Consider the following 17,503-nt stretch of genomic DNA (forward strand, 5'->3'; position numbering starts at 1 on the left):
CGCGGCCCTCTTGCGTTTCCCGTCCCAAGCCGCACCCTGCGCGCGACAGACGCGGAAACGGAGCCCACATGAAACGCATCGAACTTGGCCGGAGCGGGATCGAGGTGCCGAACTGGTGCCTCGGCACGATGACCTGGGGGCGGCAGACCTCGGAAGAGGACGGCCACCGCCAGATCGATATGGCGCTCGACCACGGGATCGACTTCCTCGACACGGCCGAGATGTACCCGGTGAACCCTGCCAAGGCCGAGACGGTGGGCGACACCGAGCAGATCATCGGCAACTGGATCAGGCGCACCGGCCGCCGCGATGAGCTGACCATCGCCACCAAGATGCTCGGGCCGTCGGACATGGTTCGCGACGGCGCACCGATCACCGCCGCCCACCTGCGCGAGGCGCTGGACGGATCGCTGAAGCGGCTCGGCACCGACCACTTGGATGTCTACCAGTTCCACTGGCCGAACCGCGGGTCCTACCACTTCCGCCAGAACTGGACCTATGACCCCACCGGGCAGGACCCGGCTGGGGTCAGCGACAACATCGACGAGGTCATGTCCGCGCTGAAGGACCTACAGCACCAGGGCAAGATCCGCGCCTTCGGCCTGTCGAACGATACGGCCTGGGGCATCGCCCGCTGGTGCCGCGCCGCCGAAGAAGCCGGCGGCCCCCGCGTGACCACGATCCAGAACGAGTACTCGCTGCTCTGCCGCCTGTTCGACACCGACGTCGCCGAAGCCTGCCACCACGAGGACGTCACGCTGCTGGCCTACTCGCCGCTTGCCTGCGGACTGCTGTCGGGCAAGTATCAGGGCGGCGACGTTCCCGAAGGCTCGCGCCGGTCGATCAATGACGGGCTGAACGGCCGTGTCGGGCCGCGCACCGCCGCCGCCATCGACGCCTACCTCGACATCGCGCGGCGCCACGGGCTCGACCCCGTCCACATGGCCTTTGCCTGGGTCACGACGCGCCCGGTGCTGTCGATCCCGATCTTTGGCGCCACCACCACCGAGCAGATGGAGCACGCGATGGCCGGCCTTGAGACGCCAATCCCGCAGGAGGCGCTGGACGAGATCGAAGCCGCGCACCGCGCCCATCCGATGCCCTTCTGATGCCGCACGTCCTCATCTTCGGCGACAGCAACACCCACGGCAGCCAACCCGACGGTGCAGATGTCGACCGCCTGTCGCCCGAGGACCGCTGGGCCGGCCACGTCGCGCGCGAGCTTGGCGCCGACTGGCGGCTGACCGTGGATGGTCTGCCGGGCCGCACCTGCGTTCTGGACGACCCTATCGAAGGGGCGTGGAAGAACGGGTCGAGGGTTCTGCCCGCCAGCCTGCAGACCCACGCGCCGCTCGACGGGGTGGCGATCATGCTGGGCACGAACGACCAGAAGGCGCGTTTCGCGCTCTCGGGGCTCGAGATTGCTTACGGCCTTCGTCCGCTTCTGCACATGGTTGACCGGCTTGCGCCGGGCGCGCGCATCCTCGTCGTCTGTCCGCCCGCGGTGCAGGAGACCGGCCTCTCGACCCCGATCTTCCGCGGCGCGACCGACCGCTGCGCCGATCTTCCGGCGCACATGGCCGAGATCGCGGCCGTCGAGGGCGCCGGCTTCTTCGACGCCAACACCGTCATCTCGACCGATGCGGAAGAGGGCGTGCATTTCGGCCCCGAAGCCCACGCCGCCTTGGGCCGCGCGCTTGCTCCTGCGTTCCGCAAGCAGTTCACGTGATGGGTCACGCTCGCTTCCTTGCGCTGGTGCCTCTCGTGTTCGCCGCCTGTTCGACCGATCGGCCGCAGGTTACCCCGCCCGGCTACCGCGACAGCGGGGCGATGATCTCGTCCATCGCGTCCTTCGATCCTGCGCGCTTTGCCGGCGAGTGGCATCTGGTTGCCTCGTTCCCCACACAAGCGCAGGACGGCTGCACGGACAACCGGGTCGCCTACTTCCCCACGGCAGAGGACCTGCGGATCGTTAACACCTGCACCCGGAACGGCGAGGTCGCGCGGACCCAGAGCCTGGCGAGGATGACCGGCCCGGGGCGCTTCGACGTGCAGCCCGGTCCAGAGCCGTACTGGGTGCTGTGGGTGGACGAGGGGTATCGAACGGCGGTCATCGGCACGCCCTCGGGGCAGATGGGCTGGATCCTGAACCGCAACCCTGTGATCCCTGCAGACCGCTTAGCCGCCGCAAGAGAAATCCTCGACTTCAACGGCTATGACGTGTCGCGCCTGCGGATGATCCCGTAAAGCTGCGGCTAATCGCGGGGGCGTGCCGCATCCGTCACCCCGCGGTCGTCGCCGAAGAACGGGACCCGGTCTGGTGCGGTCAGCCTGGGCAAGTGTGCTGCAATCTCGCCCAATGCCACCGCTGTCACAAAGGGCAGGTCGAGCTTGCGCGCGGCGTCCAGCTCGACCCAGGCAAGGTGCCGCAGCTCTCCATCGGCGCGCGAGACATCGTCGGGGTCCGTGGCCAGCCGCTCGGCCGGAAGCAGGAAGAACCGCGCGTCGAAGCGCCGGGGGCGGCCTGGTGGAGTGATCGCGCGAAACACGTAGCGCAAGTGGCGCGGGTCCGGCCGGTGTCCGGTGGCGGCGAAGTCTCGCCATCCGGGGGGCGCGTCGTCCCACGCGCCCCGGACGCCGGCGATCTGCCCGGTTTCCTCCCACAGCTCGCGGATCGCGGCGGCGGCGAGGGCCTCGGGTGCGGCCTCTCCGGGTTGGTCGAGGCGGCTGCGGCATGGATCGGCGAGGGGGAAGGCCAGCGGCACCTCGGCATCGGCGGCATCTACCGCGCCGCCGGGAAACACCACCTTGTTCGGCATGAAGGCCGCCGCCCGGCCGCGCTGCCCCATGAGGATGCGAGGACGGTTCGCCGCGTCGCGCACCACGATGACGGTGGCGGCGTCCCGAATCCGGTCAGGCCTCAGAACCCGTGCATCCTCTTGGCCCATTGGAATCCCACGATCGCGCCCTTGATCCGCGGCAAAAGGTACAGCGAGAGGCCAACACATGCTATGCAGAAGATCGTGGCAAGTACGATAGGTTCGGGGCGGAAAGCGACGAAGATCACGTGCATGAAGGGCGCCATCAGGTGGCCCACGATCAGGATCGTAAGATAGGCTGGCCCGTCATCCGCCCGTGCGGGCGATAAATCCTCGCCGCAGATCACGCAGTTGTGGCGCAGCTTGAGATAGCTGCGCAGCAGAGGACCAGATCCGCAATTGGGACACGTGCGGCGGAAACCGCGCAGCAGCGCCGGACGGATCGGGCGCTCAGAGCTTGTGTCGGCCTGTTGGCTCGAGGTGTCGAACATTCGTCGCCTTCCGCTGTCGTCATCCCGAGCTAGGGTGCAAATCCGGGCGGGACCAGTGGGCGCATCGTCCTTGCGCGCCTTTGTCGCAAACGGCTCCCTCAGGTTACCTTCGGGACGGCACGGCGCAGGATGGGATCGGTCGCCACGATCGACCGCGGCCGCGCCGGCGCATCCCAACCCGGCTCGGGCTCTTCTTCGTCGGCGAGGCAGGTGCGGTTGCGCCCTTCGCGCTTGGCCCGGTACAGCGCGCTGTCCGCGCGGGCGATCACGTGCTCGGGACGCCGGACATCGCAGGCAACGCCCAAGCTTACAGTCACGTCGAGCGCGGTATCGTCTGCCCGGAATGCTGGCTTGTGGATGGCGGACCGCAGGCGCTCGGCCGCCACGAATGCTTCGGCCGGAGTCGTGTCCGACAGGATCACGAGGAATTCCTCGCCGCCAAACCGAGAGACCAGGTCGTGCTCGCGCAGGTTGGCATTGAGCCGCCGGGCCACCTCGGCCAGGATCTGGTCACCCGCGTGGTGGCCGAGTTGATCGTTGATGCGCTTGAAATGGTCCACGTCGATCAGGATCACGCCGAACTGACGGCCCTCGGCGTAGGAACTCCTGGCAAGATCCTCGAGATACTGCATCGCGTAGCGACGGTTGAACAGCCCGGTCAGATGGTCCTTGGCGGCCATGCGCAGGCACTCGGCCAGCCGCAGACGCATCACATCCACCTTGCGCTTCTGGGCGAGGGCACGGGTCAGCACTGCCGCGCGCTCGCGCGGCCCGGCGTCATCAACGATCACTCCGGTCGCCCCGGTGTCGAGCGCGCGGCCGGCAGTCACGGTGTCGGCGCGGTCGCACTCAACGATGATCCCGGCGCGCCGCGTGCGCGGATTCGACCGCAGTTCGGCCAGCAGCCACAGGCCCTCTTCGGGGTCGTGGGCACAGGACAGGATCAACACGTCGGGAGTCCGGCCGGTGGTATCCGCAAGTACTTCCTCGGCCGTCGAATGAATGAACGGAGCACCGGCAATCTCGGGCACGCCGCGCAAGAGGCGTCCGGCGGCGATGCGGTCGGCTGCAATGACTCCGAGGCTGAGAGAAGGGAGAAAGGGCAGCGAACTCTCGGCAAAGCCCAGCCGCTCGGCAGTTTCCACCTGGCGGGCCAACTCGGCCTCGGCATCCTGACGACGCAGGAGCGCGCGAAGGTTGGTCAGAAGCCACCCGCGATCAACGGGACGCGACAGAACAGTCGCCGCGCCACGTTCCAGCCAGTCCGCCTTCGTCTCGGTGTCGTCTGCATTGGTGATGACGATCGTCGGTGTCACTTCGTCGAACGTCGGCCCGACGCGCCTGAGCAGCGGCGCGCGGGTCAAGTCGGGCAGGCTCGCATCGGCGATCACGACATCCGCGCCGTTCTCTTCGAGTTCACGCGCTGCATCCGCCGCCGAAGCCACCGCCGTGACCTCGTAGCGGGCCGCGGACAGCGCGGCGCGCAAGGCGATCCTGTTCGTCGCCGTGCCATCAGCGATCAAGACGCGTCTGGGCATTCCCACTCCTCGGAAAAACCGCCATCATGCGGTCTTGCCAGATCAATACGACCTACTCTCTGATCCTTAACGGTTCATTACCTAATTTCCGCCGGTGGTGCCATGAAGCAAGAAGATGCCGAAGCCCTTTCGAAGGATGTATTGCTCTGGCTCGCGGCGCACGACGATCTGTTGCTGGTCTTCCTCAATTCCACCGGCGGCGACGCGGAATCGATCAGAAATGGCGTGAATGACCCGTTTTTCCTCGCTGCCGTGCTGGACTTCCTGATGATGGACGATGCTTGGGTCGTGGCCTGTTGCGACGCAATCGGGATGCCGTACGATCGGCCGGCGCGCGCGCGTGCGGCGCTGCCGGGCGGTGCCGAGACACATTGGACCTGAACGCCGAAGGACCTTGTTAACCGCCTCGCGCTACACGGTCTCACGGAGGTGGGACACATGAATGGCTTAACGGCTCGTGCACTGCAAAGTTTCGTCCGCAGAACGTACGGGGACGAAGTATGGGCCGCCGTGCTCGCCGATTCGCAGGTGAACGTTGCGTCCTTCGAGCTAATGCTGAACTACCCGCCCGTGACGAGCGAACGGGTGCTTGCCTCCGCGGCGGCTCACCTTGCGCGCGCGCCCGAAGAGGTGCTGGAGGATCTCGGCATCTTCCTGGTTTCGCACCCCGACATGCAGCCGCTCTGCCGGCTGTTGCGGTTCGGCGGAACGGATTTTGCCAATTTCGTGCAGTCGATGGGCGATTTGCCCGAACGCGCGCGGATGGTGCTGCCCCACGCGACACTTCCGCCGATCAGCCCCGTCAACGAAGGGGGCGGGCGGTGGACGATCTTCTGCGGCCGTGAGCCGCGAGGGATGGTGCACGTGATCCGTGGCGCCGTTTGCGCGATGGCGGATGACTACGGCGCGCTTGTCACGGTCGAACTGGGACCAGATGACGGTTCCGATCACCGCCTCGACGTCGCGATCCTGTCGGACCACTTTTCCGAGGGCCGCGCCTTCGATCTGGCGGCGCGGGCGGAGTGAAGGTGGAGCCGATCACGCTCGACGCCGCCGCTCTCGACCGGCTTATGCCGATGCACCTGCGCACGGATCCCGCGGGTCGCGTGCTGTCGGTCGGCTCGACCCTCGCTCAGGTGGCGCGGCACCGCGTGGTCCCAAGCGCGAACTTCTTCGATCTTTTCGAGTGCGTGTTTCCCTGCGGCGCGGCCGAGATTGCCGCGATGGCTGCCGCGCCGATGGTTCGCCTGCGCTTTCGCATCGGGCGCACCATCGGTCTTCGCGGGCACGCCGCGATGCTGCCTGACGGAACTGCGCTGTTCGACCTCGCTCTTGAACTCGCGGAACTCGCCGATCTCGGCGGTGCACCCCTGACCGCAGCAGATTTCCCGCCCACCGACCGCACGCTCGACATGCTCTACCTGATGGAGGCCAAGGCGCTGGCCATGAGCGAGGCGCTGCGCCTTGTTGGAAGGTTACAAGAGGCGCGCGACCGTGCAGAGGTGGCGGCGCTGACCGACACGCTGACCGGGCTGATGAACCGCCGGGGGCTCGACCGGGTGCTGCAACAGACCAGCCTCTCAAGTCCGTTTTCGATCTGCCAGGTGGACTTGGACTACTTCAAGAGGGTCAACGACAGCTTCGGGCATTGTGCAGGCGACGCAGTGCTGCGGGCCGTAGCGCGTCGTCTGACGCGGATCGTGCGGCCCAGCGATGCGGTTGCGCGGATCGGTGGGGATGAGTTTCTCATCGTGTTGCCCGACCTGACCGAGCGGGCGGTGCTCGACGACCTTGCTGCGCGTATCGTGGAGGAACTCGAGCGGCCCGTCTCTCACATGGGGCGGCAGTGTCGGATCTCGGCCAGCGTTGGCATCGCCGTCTCCAGCACCTATGCCGCCCCCGACGCGCATGTCATGATGGCCGACGCTGATGCCGCGCTCTACCAGTCAAAGTCGGCCGGCCGAGCGCGATACACGATCCACGCGGTCGACGCTCCCGACCCAGTCTAGGCCCGGGCCGGGCAAGTGCCTCATCCCTCGATTTGCGCGGCCATGATGGCGATGGCTTGCTGATAGACCCCCGCGGCGTTCCATTCCTGAATCACGCGATAGTTCGGTTGGCCCTGCTGGTATCCGGCTCCGGGCTGCCAGCCCTTCTGGCGCAGGAAGTTCGCGGTCGATGCCAGCGCGTCGGTCAGGTTCGTCAGGTCCGCGCGGCCGTCTCCGTTGCCATCGACGCCGTAGCGCACGACATTCCCGGGCAGGAACTGTGTGTGCCCCCACTCTCCATGCCGCGCCCCCACGGAATTCGCACTCATCGCCCCGCGATCCACGAGCTGCAGCGCCGCGATGGCATGCGGCGTGAAGAAGTCGGAACGGCGGCAGTCATAGGCCAGCGTCAGGATCGACGAGACCACGGGGCTGTCGCCCATGAAGTTGCCGAAGCCCGTCTCCATCCCGTGGATCGCCAGCAGCACGCCGGCGGGCACGCCGTAGGCCTGCTCGAGCGACTGATAGAAGCCGGGATTCGAGGCAAGCTTCTGCCGCCCCTGCGAAACGATCGTGTTGGCGCCGCGGACCTCCATGAACTTGTCGAGCGAGTAGTTGAAGCTCTTCTGATTGCGGTCCGCGTTGATCGTGGATTGCGCATAAGAGCTGTTCATCAGCGCCTGGATGCCACGCTCGCCCACGCCGGCGGCGCGGGCTTCCTGGGCGAACCGGGGCTTCCACTGCTCGTATTGGGCGCCGGTGTCGTAGCACGGCGCGGCGAGGGCGGGCAGGGCGGTCGCGGACAGGACCGCGGCCAGACGAAGAGCGAAACGGGGACGCATGGCTATCTCCAGACAAATGACGAATGTTGCCACAACACTAGGACGCAGAGCGGCCTCGGCCACAGTTGCGGCGGTTCTGGGCAAACGCGCGGAAACGCGCTAGGCCGCGCGCATGTCCTTTGCGCCCCCCGATCTTTCGGCCATTCCCGCGGCCGGTTTCGACACCGTCATCGACGTGCGCTCGCCCTCGGAGTTTGCCGAGGATCACGTGCCCGGTGCGATCAACCTGCCGGTTCTCGACGACGAAGAGCGCGCTCGCGTCGGCACCATCTATGTGCAGGACAGCGCCTTCCTGGCCCGCAAGCTGGGCGCAGCACTCGTGGCGCGCAACGCGGCGCGGCATATAGAGGGGCCGCTTTCACATCATGACGGCGGCTGGCGTCCGCTGGTCTATTGCTGGCGGGGCGGGCAGCGATCGAACAGCTTCGCCTCGATCCTTGCGCAGATCGGCTGGCGGGTCGATGTCCTGGAAGGTGGCTATCAATGCTATCGCAGGCTCGTGAAGGATGCGCTCTACGACCGGCCGTTTCCGTGCCGCGTTGTGCTGCTCGACGGGTTCACGGGGACGGCCAAGACCGACCTGCTGCAGGTCGCGCAGCGGCGCGGTGCGCAGGTTATCGACCTCGAGGGGCTGGCGAACCACCGCGGCTCGCTCTTCGGGGCAATGGGCGCACAGCCGGCGCAAAAGGGGTTCGAGTCGGCCCTGGCCGAGCTGGTGCGCGGGCTCGATCCCGGTCGGCCCGTGCTGGTCGAGGCCGAAAGCAGCAAGGTCGGCGAGCGCGTGGTGCCGCCGGGTCTGTGGAAGGCGATGCAGGCCGCGCCCCGCATCACGATCGAGGCACCGCGCACCGTGCGCACAGGCTATCTCGCCCGGGCCTATGCCGACATCGTCGCCGATCCGCAGCGGCTGGACGCGATCCTGGCCAGCCTCACGCGCCTTCAGGGCCACGAGCGGGTGGAGCAATGGCGGCAAATGGCGCGCGCTGGCCAGATCGAGCCGCTGGCGGCCGACCTGATGGAGCATCACTACGATCCCCGCTACGCCAAGCAGGCCGACCGGCAGGCGACGCCCGATGCCGGACGCCTGCGGGCCGAGCGTCTGGATGCCGCCGAGATCGAGGCCTTGGGCGCGGAGCTGGCGACGCTCATGTCGCGGATGTGATCGGGCGGCTAGTCACCTTGATGAAGGGCGGGCCGTCCGTCAGGCGGCCGATGCGCGTCCCGGGGAAGCCCTCGGCGGCCTCGGGCGGCACGGCGCAGAGGTAGCCCCCCGCCGTCTGCGGATCGAACAGGATCTCGATCCTCGGATCGTCGGGCAGCGTCATGGTCGCGGCCACTTCGCGGTTCTGCTCGTGCAAGGTCGATCGGGTGCCGGCGCGCAGCAGCCTCTCTGCCCCCGGCAGGAGGGGCAGGGCGTCCAGCGACAGCTCGGCCCCGGTGCCGGACGCTTCGCAGAGTCCCATGAGATGTCCGGCCAGGCCAAAGCCCGTCACGTCCGTTACCGCACGCGCCGCCGACAGGTCGAGCGTCAGATGACTGTCTGCCATCGCGGTCCACGTCGCGGCGACCTCGGCCCCCCGCGCGTCTAGCGCCATCTCTCCGGCCAGAACGACGCCGGTGCCGAGGGGCTTGGTCAGGATCAGAACGTCTCCGGGGCGGCCCGCACCAAGGGGGGTGCCGGGACCGTCGAGCAGGCCCGTCACCGTCAGTCCGATCTGCATTTCGGCGCCGGTGGCCGAGTGTCCGCCCGCGATGGCCGCGCCACTGTCCTGCGCCACGGGCGCGAGGGCGGCCATGATTTCGCTTAGCATCCGCGCCTCGAGCCGGGGGGACTGGCGGGGCAGGGTCAGGACCGGCAGCAGCGCCTGCGGTTCGGCCCCCATTGCGTGGCAGTCGCCAAGTGCGTGCAGCGCCGCGATCCGCGCCAGAAGGCCCGCATCCTCGGTGAAGGCGCGGAGCTGGTCCACCGTCACGACTTGGCGCATGGCGCCCATGCGCAGGATCGCGGCGTCGTCGCCCGGCCCGGCCTCAAGGTCGTCGTGTGGGACCGCCGGCATCCGCGACAGCGCGGCAGCCAGCGTGCCCCGGCCGACCTTGGCGCCGCAGCCGGCACAGGGGGCCTGCCGGGTCAGCCGGTCGAGCCCCTCGGCATGATCCGCCGGCAGATTGAACTGGGCCATCCGGGGCAGCTCGTCGAGCTTGCGCATGAACTTGCGGTCGATCCGGTCCTTCCACGTCCAGAGAAGCGCACCCGAGAACGCGTGGCCGAACTTCTCGGCCACCGCCGCCTTGCGCCCCGTCGAGATGAGCTTGAGGTAGTCCCGCTGCGGCCTGTAGCGCCCGATCCTTCCGCCCGAGACAGCAGCGCGCAGGTTGGCGTGCAGAACCGGGGCCTGCCGCACTGCGAAGACCCCCGCCTTGGGCCGGGGCGCGTGCGACAGGTGCGCGCAGTCTCCCGCGGCAAAGATCGCGGGGTCCGAGCTGCGCAGATGCGCGTCCACCGTGACGAAGCCGTCGGTGAGGTCGAGCCCCGTCCTCGCGAGCCATGTGTGGGGATGCGCGCCCGCTGCACCCGTCACGAAGCGGGCGGGAATGCGCCGGCCGTCGGTCAGGTCGAGTCCCTCGGCATCAATCCGCGCGACGCCCGCGTGCTCGATCAGGGTGACGTGGTTCCGCTTAAGCTCGTCCAGCAGGCGCCGCCGCGCTCGCGCTCCCATGCCGGTCAGCGCCTGCCCGTGCTCGATCACCGTCACCGGAGCCCCGCCCATGCCAAAGCTCATCGCCATGGCAAGCTCGCATCCGCCGACGCCGGCGCCTATTACGGCGATGCCGGCGTCGCGGCCGCCCGCCGCCCGGTGCCGCGCCCAGGCCTCGGCGAAGCGTCCCAAGGGCTTGGCGGCGACGGCGTGTTCGGCGAAACCGGGGATGGCCGGCATCTCGGAATGGATGCCGATGTCGAGCGAGGCGACGTCATAGCCGACCCGGCGGCGGCCGATCAGGCTGTCCTCGATCACCACCTCGCGGGCCGCACGGTCGATCCCCACGGCCTGGCCCAGGATCAGCCGTGCGCCGGCGAAGCGGGCAAGGCGGACGAGGTCGATTTCCAGCGTTTCCCGATCGTAGTGACCGGCGACGAAGCCCGGCAGCATCCCTGTGTAGGGCGCGGTGGGACCGGGGTTCACCAGCGTCAGCCGCGCGCCTGCCAGCGGCCTCATCCCCCACATGCGTAGCAGCAGCGCGTGGGCGTGGCCGCCGCCGATCAGGACGATGTCGCGGGTCGCGGGGAAGGTCTGTCTCATGGGGCGCGGGATAGCGGGGGCAGGCTCAGGGCGCCAGCCACATCCCCGCAAAGCCGTCCTTCGCCTCGAACAGCGCGCGGCGGTGCAATTGGCCCAGATGCACCGCGTCCAACGAGGTGACGTGGCCGATGAGCACGCAAAAGCGATCGCGCTCGGTCGTCTCGCGGTAGTCCTCGGCCGCGGGCACGGGGGTCGAGGGCGGAGGATGGCCGCCGTAGTTCTTCCGCGCTTCATCGGACAGGCTCTGCCAGCGATCCTCGACCGCGGCGCCGGTCAGGATCTCGACCTCCACCCGCGCACGGATCTGCAAGGCGTGCAAGGCGTCCCAAAACAGAAGCGTCCCCTTCGGATCGGCCTCCAGCTCGCTTACCTTGCGGCTTGCGCGGTCGGTATGGACTTCGAGTGTCGCCTCGGATGCCGACGCGCCGCGCAGCACCACCATCCGCGCTTCGGCCGCGCCGCCCAAGCCCTTGGTCGCAAGTGACGCGGTGTGCAGCGCGCTTCCCGGGTCGGCCGCACCGTCGCCCAACAATTGCCAAGTCCTGTCGCGCAAGCCGTCCAGCGTTTCGAACCAGTCACTCATAACCCGTCATCTCCAGGTAACCCATTCCGTCATGCGAGCCCGAGACACGCACCGGCCCCTCCCAATACGCGTAGAGTAGGTCCATCCATGCCATCGGGTTCGCTGCCGCCACCTCGACCTCAAGGCCCCGGTCAGGCAGGCGCAGCCGCCAGCGCGTCGGCACCTCGCGCCCCGCGACTTGTGTGGTGGCCAGCGGTTCGGCCATCAGCGCGCCGTCGCCGTAGGGGGTGGGTGTGCCGTCGGGTGCGATCCAGGTGGCCGAGGTATAGGCGCTGTTGTCCCGGTCGCGCAGGCGGAACGCCATCAGCTTTTCGCCGGTGCCGAGGTGCAGCGAGAACCAGTCCCACCCCGTCTGCGTCTCGGCGAGCGGTGCCGATGACCACTCCCGGTCGAGCCATGCGCGCCCCTTCACGGGAATGTCGCCCTCGGGCAGGGTCAGCGTGCCCTCGGCCCTGTAGAAAGGCTGCGAATAGTAGTAGCTGGCCTGCCCTTCGGCCGACTTCACCGAATAACCGCCCGCACCCTGGGGGACGAAGGGCTTGTCGGTCGAAAGGCGCAGATCGTAGGCGAAGTCACTCCCCGCTGCGGTCAGTCGCACGTCCGTCAGGGACGGGCCGGCCATTTGCCATTCGTCAATCCACGCCTCGAACGGGTCCGCGGTGACGCCGGCCTGGCCGATGCCACCGCGGGCCAGGCGCTCGGTCGCGCGGTGAGTGTCGGGCGTGGTCAGCGCGGCATGGCCGAGCCAGGCTTGCGGCGTGGTCCAGCCGCTGCCGTCCCGCGGTGCGAGGGCGGATCGGAACAGCGTCCACTGAATGCCGTAATCGATGCCGTCGGATCCGATCAGGTTCGCGGTGACGTACCACCACTCGATCCGAAAGCGCGGGTGGGGTCCATGATCCGCGGGGAAGCGGAAGGTGGGGTCCGGGGTGGGGGTGGCGAAACCTTCGGACGCGATGCCCAGGCCGGCGAAGCCTTGTGCGCGGGCGAGGCGGGGCAAGGCGGCCAGCATCAGGGTGCGGCGTGTGATCCTAGCGTTCATGGGCGAAGACCTTCAGAAGCTCGGACGGCGGCGTGCGCGACAGCTTGCGGGCAGGAAGCAGCGCGGCCAGCACGGCTGCAAGCAGCGACAGCACGAACAGCCTCACCCAGTCGAGCGGGAAGAGATGCAGCGAAAGCCTCCAGCCGAACGCCTCGACATTGATGACCGACAGCAGCACCCAGGCGAGCACGAGGCCCACGGGCAGCGACAGAAGGAAGGTCAGCGCGGCCAGCATCACCGCCCGCCCGAGGTCCAGCACGGCAAGTCGGCGGCGCGTGAAACCCAGCGCCCAGACCGGCGCGAGCTGCGGCAGGCGCATGTTCGCAATTGTCAGAAGCGACGTGAGTATCGCCAGCCCGGCCACCCCGAGCGTCAGCACGTTCAAGGCGCCGGTGACGGTAAACGTCCTCTCGAACACCTCGATCGACGCTCGCTTGATCGACGCCTGGTCATTGAGGCTGCCCGGCGGCAGGTCGAACCGGTCGCGCAGGTCGTCGGCCACTTCGTCGACGCGTGCAGGGTCGAGCCGCAAGGCAAGGTTCAGCGTCGGCACCTCGGGGAACAGCCGCTCGAAGCGGTTAAGCCCGACCATCGCCTGTCCGCGCGGATTTCCGTAGTCACTGTAGACGCCGGCGATCGGAATCTCGTGCCCGGCGATCGTGATGGCGTCGCCGGGCCAGAGGTCGTTGCGGCGGGCGAGTTGTTCGTTGACCAGCGCGGCCTCGCCGGCGCTGACCTGCTCCCATGTGTCGGGCTGGCGGGCAATCAGGGGCCAGGTCTTGCTGTAGGTCGGGTGATCGGCGACGCCCGTGAGCTCTCCGGGTGCGCCGGCAAGGGGAGTGTCGGTCGAGCGGATCGGCAGGACCGCGTCGACGCGGGGGGCGAGGAAGGCGGCGATGTCCTCGGCCTGCTCTTCGGTGGCGGCGCGGACGTTCAACTCGGCCGCAAGCCGCTGGTCGAGCCAGCCCGTGAAAGTCAGCCGGAAGGACGAGACCATCGTGCCGACGCCGATATTCGCCGCGAGCGCCAGCAGAAGGGCCATCAGCGCCAGCGACAGGCCGGGAAGCTGTTGCACGGAGTCGGCCCAGAACCACTCGGCCCGCGGGCCACGAGCGGTGCGCGCGGCGCCGCGCAGGACGGCCCGCAGGATCAGGGGCAATGTCAGCGCCGCACCGAGGAGCAGCGCACCCAGCAGGACGAACCCCGCCGCGAGCCCGTCGAATGCCGCCCACGCGACGCCCGCGACAATCCAGAAAGCCGCCGCCCCACCGGTCTGAAGCCGCAGAGCCTGTGCCGAGACGCGAGACCAGGCGCGCGGGTTGGCTGGCGCCAAAAGCGGCATCTGCGCGGTCCGCCACAAGGAGGCCGCCGCCGCGACGGCCGTGCCGAGCGTGGCGATGACAAAGCCCGACAGCCACCACGAAGGTCGCAGCGACAGGGTTCCCGCGACCTCGGCCCCGTAGAGCCCGCGCAGCGTAGCGGCGACGTCCGGGATCAACAGCGACGCGACGAGATAGCCAAGAGCGATGCCGATCGCGCCGGCGACCAGCGACAGGATCAGAAGCTCGGCCGACAGCAGCGCCAGCAGCGTCCGCCGCGGCAGGCCGAGTGCGCGCAGTGTACGGAACACGCCCCGGCGCTGCTCGAACGCGAGTCCGATGGCGCCGCGCACGATAAAGAGGCCCACGGCGAAGGACAGGAAGCCGAAGGCCGTCAGGTTCAGGTGAAAGCTCTCGGTCAGACGCGATACGTCGCCACCCGCGCCATCGGTCCGGCGCAGGTTCGGGACGAGTTCGGACAGGGGCGGCGCGACCAGCGACGGCTCGCCCGCGATGATCAGGGCCGACAGCTCGCCGGAACGGTCGAGAATGCGCTGGGCGGTGCCGATATCGGTATAGGCTGTCCCACCGGGGATGCCCGGTGTCTCGACCGCGGGTGGAAAGCCCTCGGGCAGATCCGTTCCCGGCGCGACGAGAAGCTGGCCGGGTTCGGCGATGAAGTCGGGTCCGATGCTCTGCGCCCCCGTGCCCTGTGGCAGGTCGGCGGGAGGCAGGGTGAAGGGGTCGATCCCGATGATCCGCAGCCCCTGCGCACGATCCTCCAGCACGGGGCTGACGTCATGGCCGGCGCGGCGCAACGCGACGAAGGTCTCCTGCGGGATCGGGCCGTCCGTGACGAGGCGCGGGCGGGTGCCGGCGGCCAGCGTGGTGGCGGCGCGGTCGTAGCTGGCCCGGGCCTCGGCGTTGATCGCCTGCACCCCCGACCAGAGCGCCGTGGCGGTGGCAAGCCCCACCATCAGCGTCACCAGCTGGAAAGGCCGGCGCCACCAGTGGGACAAGAGCGCGCCGAGCGTGGCGCCGATCACCCCAGAACCCCGCGCGAAAGGCTCAGGTGCTGCTCCATCCGGTCGGCCAGCGCGGTGGAGTGGGTCGCGCAGAGCAGCGCCGCGCCGGTCTCGGCCACCAGCTCGAGCATCAGTTCGACCACCCGCCGCCCCGTTTCCTCGTCGAGGTTCCCCGTAGGCTCGTCCGCCAGCACCAGCTCGGGCCTCGCCGCAAGGGTCCGGCCGATGGCGACACGCTGCTGCTGCCCCCCGGACAGTTGTTCGGGGTATTTCGACAGTTGCGCCGTCAGTCCCAGCCGCTCGGCCAGCGTCTCGCTCCAGGCGGTGTCGTGGCGCCCGGAGAGCCGGGCCTGGAAGGCAAGGTTTGCCCGCACGTCGAGCGAGGGGATCAGGTTGAACTGCTGGAACACCACGGACACGCGCGACCGCCTGAGCGCCGCGCGCCCCCGGTCGTCGAGCGCGGTCACCTCCGTCCCGCCCAGCCGGACGGTGCCCCTATCGGCGGTGTCCAGCCCGCCGACCACGTGCAGCAGCGTGGACTTGCCCGAGCCGCTTTCGCCCGTCAGGGCCAGCGTCCGGCCAGCGGCGAGGTCGAAGGACACGCCGCGCAGGACCGGCACGGGGCCGTCCGCACTGGCAAACGACTTGTGCAGTTCGCGCACGGAAAGAAGGGGGACGCTCATGTGCGGAACCTAGGCCGCAGGCGCCGGTCGGGACAGGGGGTGCGACCGAGAGGCGCTGCCCCGGTCGCGGATCAGTTCGCCTTTGACTTCGGCAGGAAGGGCAGGGGTGCGGCGGGAATGCCGTCCTCGATCAGCGCACGAGCCTCGGACAGGCGGGCCTCGCCCCAGATCGGGCGTTCGGGCGCCTTCCCGTCGTGGATGGCGCGGGCCTCCCTGGCGAAGCGGTCGCCCACGTAGTCGGCCTTGGCCTCTATCTCGCGCCGGAGCCGGGCGAGGGGGTGTTCGGTCTTGCTGTCGTCCCGCGTGGCAACGCCGGGTGCCATCGGCGCCTTTTGAACCTCGCTCGCGCCGCATTCCGGGCACGAAAGCTGCCCCGCCGCCCGCAGACTGTCGAAGGCCTCTGCCGATCGGAACCAGCTGTCGAAGGAATGTGCCTCGCGGCATTTCAGGGCGTATCGGATCATCGACAAAAACCGTGACTGAACAAGGCACTTCACATAATCGACGGCCTGCCGTCGCGCAATCGGTCGGATCAGCGCAGAAAGGTCAAAAGCGTCGGGTCGGACAGCACCCGCGCGAGTTCGGGGTCTGAAACCAGCCGCGCCGCCTTCTTCGGCGAGACCCACTTGCGCCGGCGCGACTTTCGCTCGTCCCAGTCGGACAGGAGCCGCGTGACCTCGAGCGGGAAGATCGCGGCGATCACCGGCAGGCCGCCCTCGCTCGCGCGCTTTCGGTAGGTGAAGACGCCCACGCAGCGCTCGGAGGCGACGCCGATCACGCCGGCTTCCTCGTAGGCCTCGGTCGCGGCACAGGCGGCGGGGGTCTTGCCGTCCATCGGCCAACCCTTCGGAATGACCCAGCGGTCGCCATCGCGGGTGGTGACGAGCAGGACCTCGATCCGACCGTCGTTGCGCCTCCATGGAAGGGCCGCGAATTGCGCACGCATGTCCCGCTTGCCCTGGTCCGCCATGTCGATGGGCCGGACTGTCTCGAAACCTCGTCCCATTGTGCTCGCCTCGCTGCCTTGTTCGTGAAGGCCGGAGTTTTTTCGTCGAGCGTAGGACCACCCCTTTCAAATGCAACTGTTCTTGACGGGGTGGGGTGGCGAAAATACTTCGCACCCATGCCGCAACGCCACACCGCGCCTCCGGCGGCCCGGTTCATCGGGTCCGAGATCTACCGCGGGTGGAGCTATGGCAGTCGCATCCGTTGCGCATTCCGCGCGTATCGACCGTGATCGACCTAGCCCGGGCTCTGGGTTGGCTGCCGCTGGAGCGCTCTCTGACTTCGCCCCGCGTCAGGCCTGCCGCGCTCACGGCGGGGCACACGGCGGATTGTGTGGCCGCGCCGCAACGGGCGGGGTCGTCGAGGGCCCCCGTCGCGCCTTTCGATGTCGAACAACGCGGCCCGGGCAGTCATGGGGGCGCTGGCGCCGCGCCTGCTTGTCCTGGGCGGCGTATGCAATCCGTGGTCGGTGGGGCGGCTCTGGACCGGTATCTGGGAGACACTCGCTGGAGAGGACATGCCGGACCGCCTGCCGCCAGAGGCCGAGGCGGTGCTGCGCGCGCTCGCCTTCGACCACCACAGGCTGTGGTGGACCCGCCCAAGGCGTGGTTCACGACCCTCGTCGGTGGCCCCCGCGAGGGGACGACCGGCGATGGGATGTGCGAGCGGCTCGGCGTTCTGTCCGCGCGGGCGCGGACAGCCGTGTGATCAGAAGAGATCCGGGTGCGCGGCCTGCATGGCCGGGGTGGCGTGCGTTCTTTCGAAGGTCGGAACGGTGTCCCTTATTCCGGCACCGGCGGCGACGGCCCCCAGCCCGATAATCGTGGCAAGGGCCGCAGTTCTGAGTGTCTTTGTCATGTTGTGTACTC

The 17,503-nt window shown here is 68.7% G+C and carries 19 protein-coding genes; 7 read left to right on the plus strand and 12 right to left on the minus strand.

Annotated elements, in window-relative coordinates; all coding sequences use genetic code 11:
- The first annotated feature begins 68 nt into the window (after nucleotides 1–68).
- Genes ACFDS3_RS06340 through ACFDS3_RS06350 form a run of 3 tightly spaced genes read left to right on the plus strand, consistent with a single transcriptional unit; the run spans nucleotide 69 to nucleotide 2,247 of the window.
- Complete coding sequence (locus ACFDS3_RS06340; RefSeq protein ID WP_375261502.1) at nucleotides 69–1,109, plus strand: aldo/keto reductase; 1,041 nt, start codon at nucleotides 69–71, stop codon at nucleotides 1,107–1,109.
- The gene (locus ACFDS3_RS06345; RefSeq protein WP_375261503.1) at nucleotides 1,109–1,729 is read left to right on the plus strand and encodes a GDSL-type esterase/lipase family protein; all 621 of its coding nucleotides are present in this window, start codon (nucleotides 1,109–1,111) and stop codon (nucleotides 1,727–1,729) included. Before ACFDS3_RS06340 ends, ACFDS3_RS06345 begins: the two co-directional genes overlap by 1 nt.
- On the plus strand, nucleotides 1,729–2,247 hold the full coding sequence (locus ACFDS3_RS06350; RefSeq protein ID WP_375261504.1) for a lipocalin family protein: 519 nt from the start codon (nucleotides 1,729–1,731) through the stop codon (nucleotides 2,245–2,247). The genes ACFDS3_RS06345 and ACFDS3_RS06350 overlap by 1 nt, the downstream gene beginning before the upstream one ends.
- Nucleotides 2,248–2,255: 8 nt before the next feature.
- On the opposite strand, the gene ACFDS3_RS06355 is transcribed toward ACFDS3_RS06350, so the two are convergent.
- From ACFDS3_RS06355 to ACFDS3_RS06365, 3 genes are all read right to left on the minus strand, one after another.
- Nucleotides 2,256–2,948, minus strand: a complete 693-nt coding sequence (locus tag ACFDS3_RS06355; RefSeq protein WP_375261505.1) for an NUDIX domain-containing protein — start codon at nucleotides 2,946–2,948, stop codon at nucleotides 2,256–2,258.
- Nucleotides 2,921–3,310, minus strand: coding sequence for a DUF983 domain-containing protein (locus ACFDS3_RS06360; RefSeq protein WP_375261506.1), 390 nt, complete (start codon nucleotides 3,308–3,310; stop codon nucleotides 2,921–2,923). The genes ACFDS3_RS06355 and ACFDS3_RS06360 overlap by 28 nt, the downstream gene beginning before the upstream one ends.
- A 98-nt stretch (nucleotides 3,311–3,408) precedes the next feature.
- The gene (locus tag ACFDS3_RS06365) at nucleotides 3,409–4,848 is read right to left on the minus strand and encodes a diguanylate cyclase (protein ID WP_375261507.1); all 1,440 of its coding nucleotides are present in this window, start codon (nucleotides 4,846–4,848) and stop codon (nucleotides 3,409–3,411) included.
- Nucleotides 4,849–4,950: 102 nt separating this feature from the next.
- Between ACFDS3_RS06365 and ACFDS3_RS06370 the strand changes: the two genes are divergently transcribed.
- Genes ACFDS3_RS06370 through ACFDS3_RS06380 form a run of 3 tightly spaced genes read left to right on the plus strand, consistent with a single transcriptional unit; the run spans nucleotide 4,951 to nucleotide 6,857 of the window.
- Nucleotides 4,951–5,229 carry a DUF3572 domain-containing protein gene (locus tag ACFDS3_RS06370; protein ID WP_375261508.1) on the plus strand — a complete coding sequence of 93 codons (279 nt, stop codon included), beginning with the start codon at nucleotides 4,951–4,953 and terminating at the stop codon, nucleotides 5,227–5,229.
- 57 nt (nucleotides 5,230–5,286) lie between these two features.
- Nucleotides 5,287–5,874 carry a heme NO-binding domain-containing protein gene (locus ACFDS3_RS06375; protein ID WP_375261509.1) on the plus strand — a complete coding sequence of 196 codons (588 nt, stop codon included), beginning with the start codon at nucleotides 5,287–5,289 and terminating at the stop codon, nucleotides 5,872–5,874.
- Nucleotides 5,875–5,876: 2 nt separating this feature from the next.
- Nucleotides 5,877–6,857, plus strand: a complete 981-nt coding sequence (locus tag ACFDS3_RS06380; protein WP_375261510.1) for a diguanylate cyclase domain-containing protein — start codon at nucleotides 5,877–5,879, stop codon at nucleotides 6,855–6,857.
- A 20-nt stretch (nucleotides 6,858–6,877) separates the two neighbouring features.
- On the opposite strand, the gene ACFDS3_RS06385 is transcribed toward ACFDS3_RS06380, so the two are convergent.
- Nucleotides 6,878–7,678, minus strand: a complete 801-nt coding sequence (locus ACFDS3_RS06385; RefSeq protein WP_375261511.1) for a lytic transglycosylase domain-containing protein — start codon at nucleotides 7,676–7,678, stop codon at nucleotides 6,878–6,880.
- 112 nt (nucleotides 7,679–7,790) lie between these two features.
- Between ACFDS3_RS06385 and mnmH the strand changes: the two genes are divergently transcribed.
- Entirely contained in the window at nucleotides 7,791–8,840 is a 1,050-nt protein-coding gene (mnmH, locus tag ACFDS3_RS06390) for a tRNA 2-selenouridine(34) synthase MnmH (RefSeq protein ID WP_375261512.1), read from the plus strand.
- On the opposite strand, the gene selD is transcribed toward mnmH, so the two are convergent.
- From selD to ACFDS3_RS06430, 8 genes are all read right to left on the minus strand, one after another.
- Complete coding sequence (gene selD / locus ACFDS3_RS06395) at nucleotides 8,824–10,977, minus strand: selenide, water dikinase SelD (RefSeq protein WP_375261513.1); 2,154 nt, start codon at nucleotides 10,975–10,977, stop codon at nucleotides 8,824–8,826. The two genes, mnmH and selD, sit on opposite strands and share 17 nt — an antisense overlap.
- A gap of 25 nt (nucleotides 10,978–11,002) precedes the next feature.
- Nucleotides 11,003–11,560, minus strand: a complete 558-nt coding sequence (locus tag ACFDS3_RS06400; RefSeq protein WP_375261514.1) for a pyridoxamine 5'-phosphate oxidase family protein — start codon at nucleotides 11,558–11,560, stop codon at nucleotides 11,003–11,005.
- Nucleotides 11,553–12,602 carry a lipocalin-like domain-containing protein gene (locus tag ACFDS3_RS06405; protein ID WP_375261515.1) on the minus strand — a complete coding sequence of 350 codons (1,050 nt, stop codon included), beginning with the start codon at nucleotides 12,600–12,602 and terminating at the stop codon, nucleotides 11,553–11,555. The genes ACFDS3_RS06400 and ACFDS3_RS06405 overlap by 8 nt, the downstream gene beginning before the upstream one ends.
- Complete coding sequence (locus tag ACFDS3_RS06410) at nucleotides 12,592–14,964, minus strand: FtsX-like permease family protein (RefSeq protein ID WP_375261542.1); 2,373 nt, start codon at nucleotides 14,962–14,964, stop codon at nucleotides 12,592–12,594. The genes ACFDS3_RS06405 and ACFDS3_RS06410 overlap by 11 nt, the downstream gene beginning before the upstream one ends.
- On the minus strand, nucleotides 14,964–15,629 hold the full coding sequence (locus tag ACFDS3_RS06415; protein WP_375261516.1) for an ABC transporter ATP-binding protein: 666 nt from the start codon (nucleotides 15,627–15,629) through the stop codon (nucleotides 14,964–14,966). Before ACFDS3_RS06415 ends, ACFDS3_RS06410 begins: the two co-directional genes overlap by 1 nt.
- Before the next feature lie 71 nt (nucleotides 15,630–15,700).
- On the minus strand, nucleotides 15,701–16,093 hold the full coding sequence (locus ACFDS3_RS06420) for a DUF1178 family protein (RefSeq protein WP_375261517.1): 393 nt from the start codon (nucleotides 16,091–16,093) through the stop codon (nucleotides 15,701–15,703).
- 68 nt (nucleotides 16,094–16,161) lie between these two features.
- A complete protein-coding gene (locus ACFDS3_RS06425; protein ID WP_375261518.1) occupies nucleotides 16,162–16,635 on the minus strand; it encodes an NUDIX hydrolase in 474 nt (157 codons plus the stop codon).
- Nucleotides 16,636–17,342: 707 nt separating this feature from the next.
- A complete protein-coding gene (locus ACFDS3_RS06430) occupies nucleotides 17,343–17,492 on the minus strand; it encodes a hypothetical protein (RefSeq protein WP_375261519.1) in 150 nt (49 codons plus the stop codon).
- Between the last annotated feature and the right edge of the window lie 11 nt (nucleotides 17,493–17,503).

Source organism: Palleronia sp. (assembly GCF_042089775.1).
GTDB lineage: Bacteria > Pseudomonadota > Alphaproteobacteria > Rhodobacterales > Rhodobacteraceae > Palleronia.

Bases quoted from the DNA above. Each gene is read 5' to 3' on its own strand.
- ACFDS3_RS06340 (WP_375261502.1), top strand. From the start codon at position 69: ATGAAACGCATCGAACTTGGCCGGAGCGGGATCGAGGTGCCGAACTGG.
- ACFDS3_RS06350 (WP_375261504.1), top strand. From the start codon at position 1,729: ATGGGTCACGCTCGCTTCCTTGCGCTGGTGCCTCTCGTGTTCGCCGCC.
- ACFDS3_RS06345 (WP_375261503.1), top strand. From the start codon at position 1,109: ATGCCGCACGTCCTCATCTTCGGCGACAGCAACACCCACGGCAGCCAA.
- selD (WP_375261513.1), bottom strand. From the start codon at position 10,977: ATGAGACAGACCTTCCCCGCGACCCGCGACATCGTCCTGATCGGCGGC.
- mnmH (WP_375261512.1), top strand. From the start codon at position 7,791: ATGTCCTTTGCGCCCCCCGATCTTTCGGCCATTCCCGCGGCCGGTTTC.
- ACFDS3_RS06355 (WP_375261505.1), bottom strand. From the start codon at position 2,948: ATGGGCCAAGAGGATGCACGGGTTCTGAGGCCTGACCGGATTCGGGAC.
- ACFDS3_RS06370 (WP_375261508.1), top strand. From the start codon at position 4,951: ATGAAGCAAGAAGATGCCGAAGCCCTTTCGAAGGATGTATTGCTCTGG.
- ACFDS3_RS06400 (WP_375261514.1), bottom strand. From the start codon at position 11,560: ATGAGTGACTGGTTCGAAACGCTGGACGGCTTGCGCGACAGGACTTGG.
- ACFDS3_RS06360 (WP_375261506.1), bottom strand. From the start codon at position 3,310: ATGTTCGACACCTCGAGCCAACAGGCCGACACAAGCTCTGAGCGCCCG.
- ACFDS3_RS06425 (WP_375261518.1), bottom strand. From the start codon at position 16,635: ATGGGACGAGGTTTCGAGACAGTCCGGCCCATCGACATGGCGGACCAG.
- ACFDS3_RS06385 (WP_375261511.1), bottom strand. From the start codon at position 7,678: ATGCGTCCCCGTTTCGCTCTTCGTCTGGCCGCGGTCCTGTCCGCGACC.
- ACFDS3_RS06430 (WP_375261519.1), bottom strand. From the start codon at position 17,492: ATGACAAAGACACTCAGAACTGCGGCCCTTGCCACGATTATCGGGCTG.
- ACFDS3_RS06405 (WP_375261515.1), bottom strand. From the start codon at position 12,602: ATGAACGCTAGGATCACACGCCGCACCCTGATGCTGGCCGCCTTGCCC.
- ACFDS3_RS06420 (WP_375261517.1), bottom strand. From the start codon at position 16,093: ATGATCCGATACGCCCTGAAATGCCGCGAGGCACATTCCTTCGACAGC.
- ACFDS3_RS06375 (WP_375261509.1), top strand. From the start codon at position 5,287: ATGAATGGCTTAACGGCTCGTGCACTGCAAAGTTTCGTCCGCAGAACG.
- ACFDS3_RS06365 (WP_375261507.1), bottom strand. From the start codon at position 4,848: ATGCCCAGACGCGTCTTGATCGCTGATGGCACGGCGACGAACAGGATC.
- ACFDS3_RS06415 (WP_375261516.1), bottom strand. From the start codon at position 15,629: ATGAGCGTCCCCCTTCTTTCCGTGCGCGAACTGCACAAGTCGTTTGCC.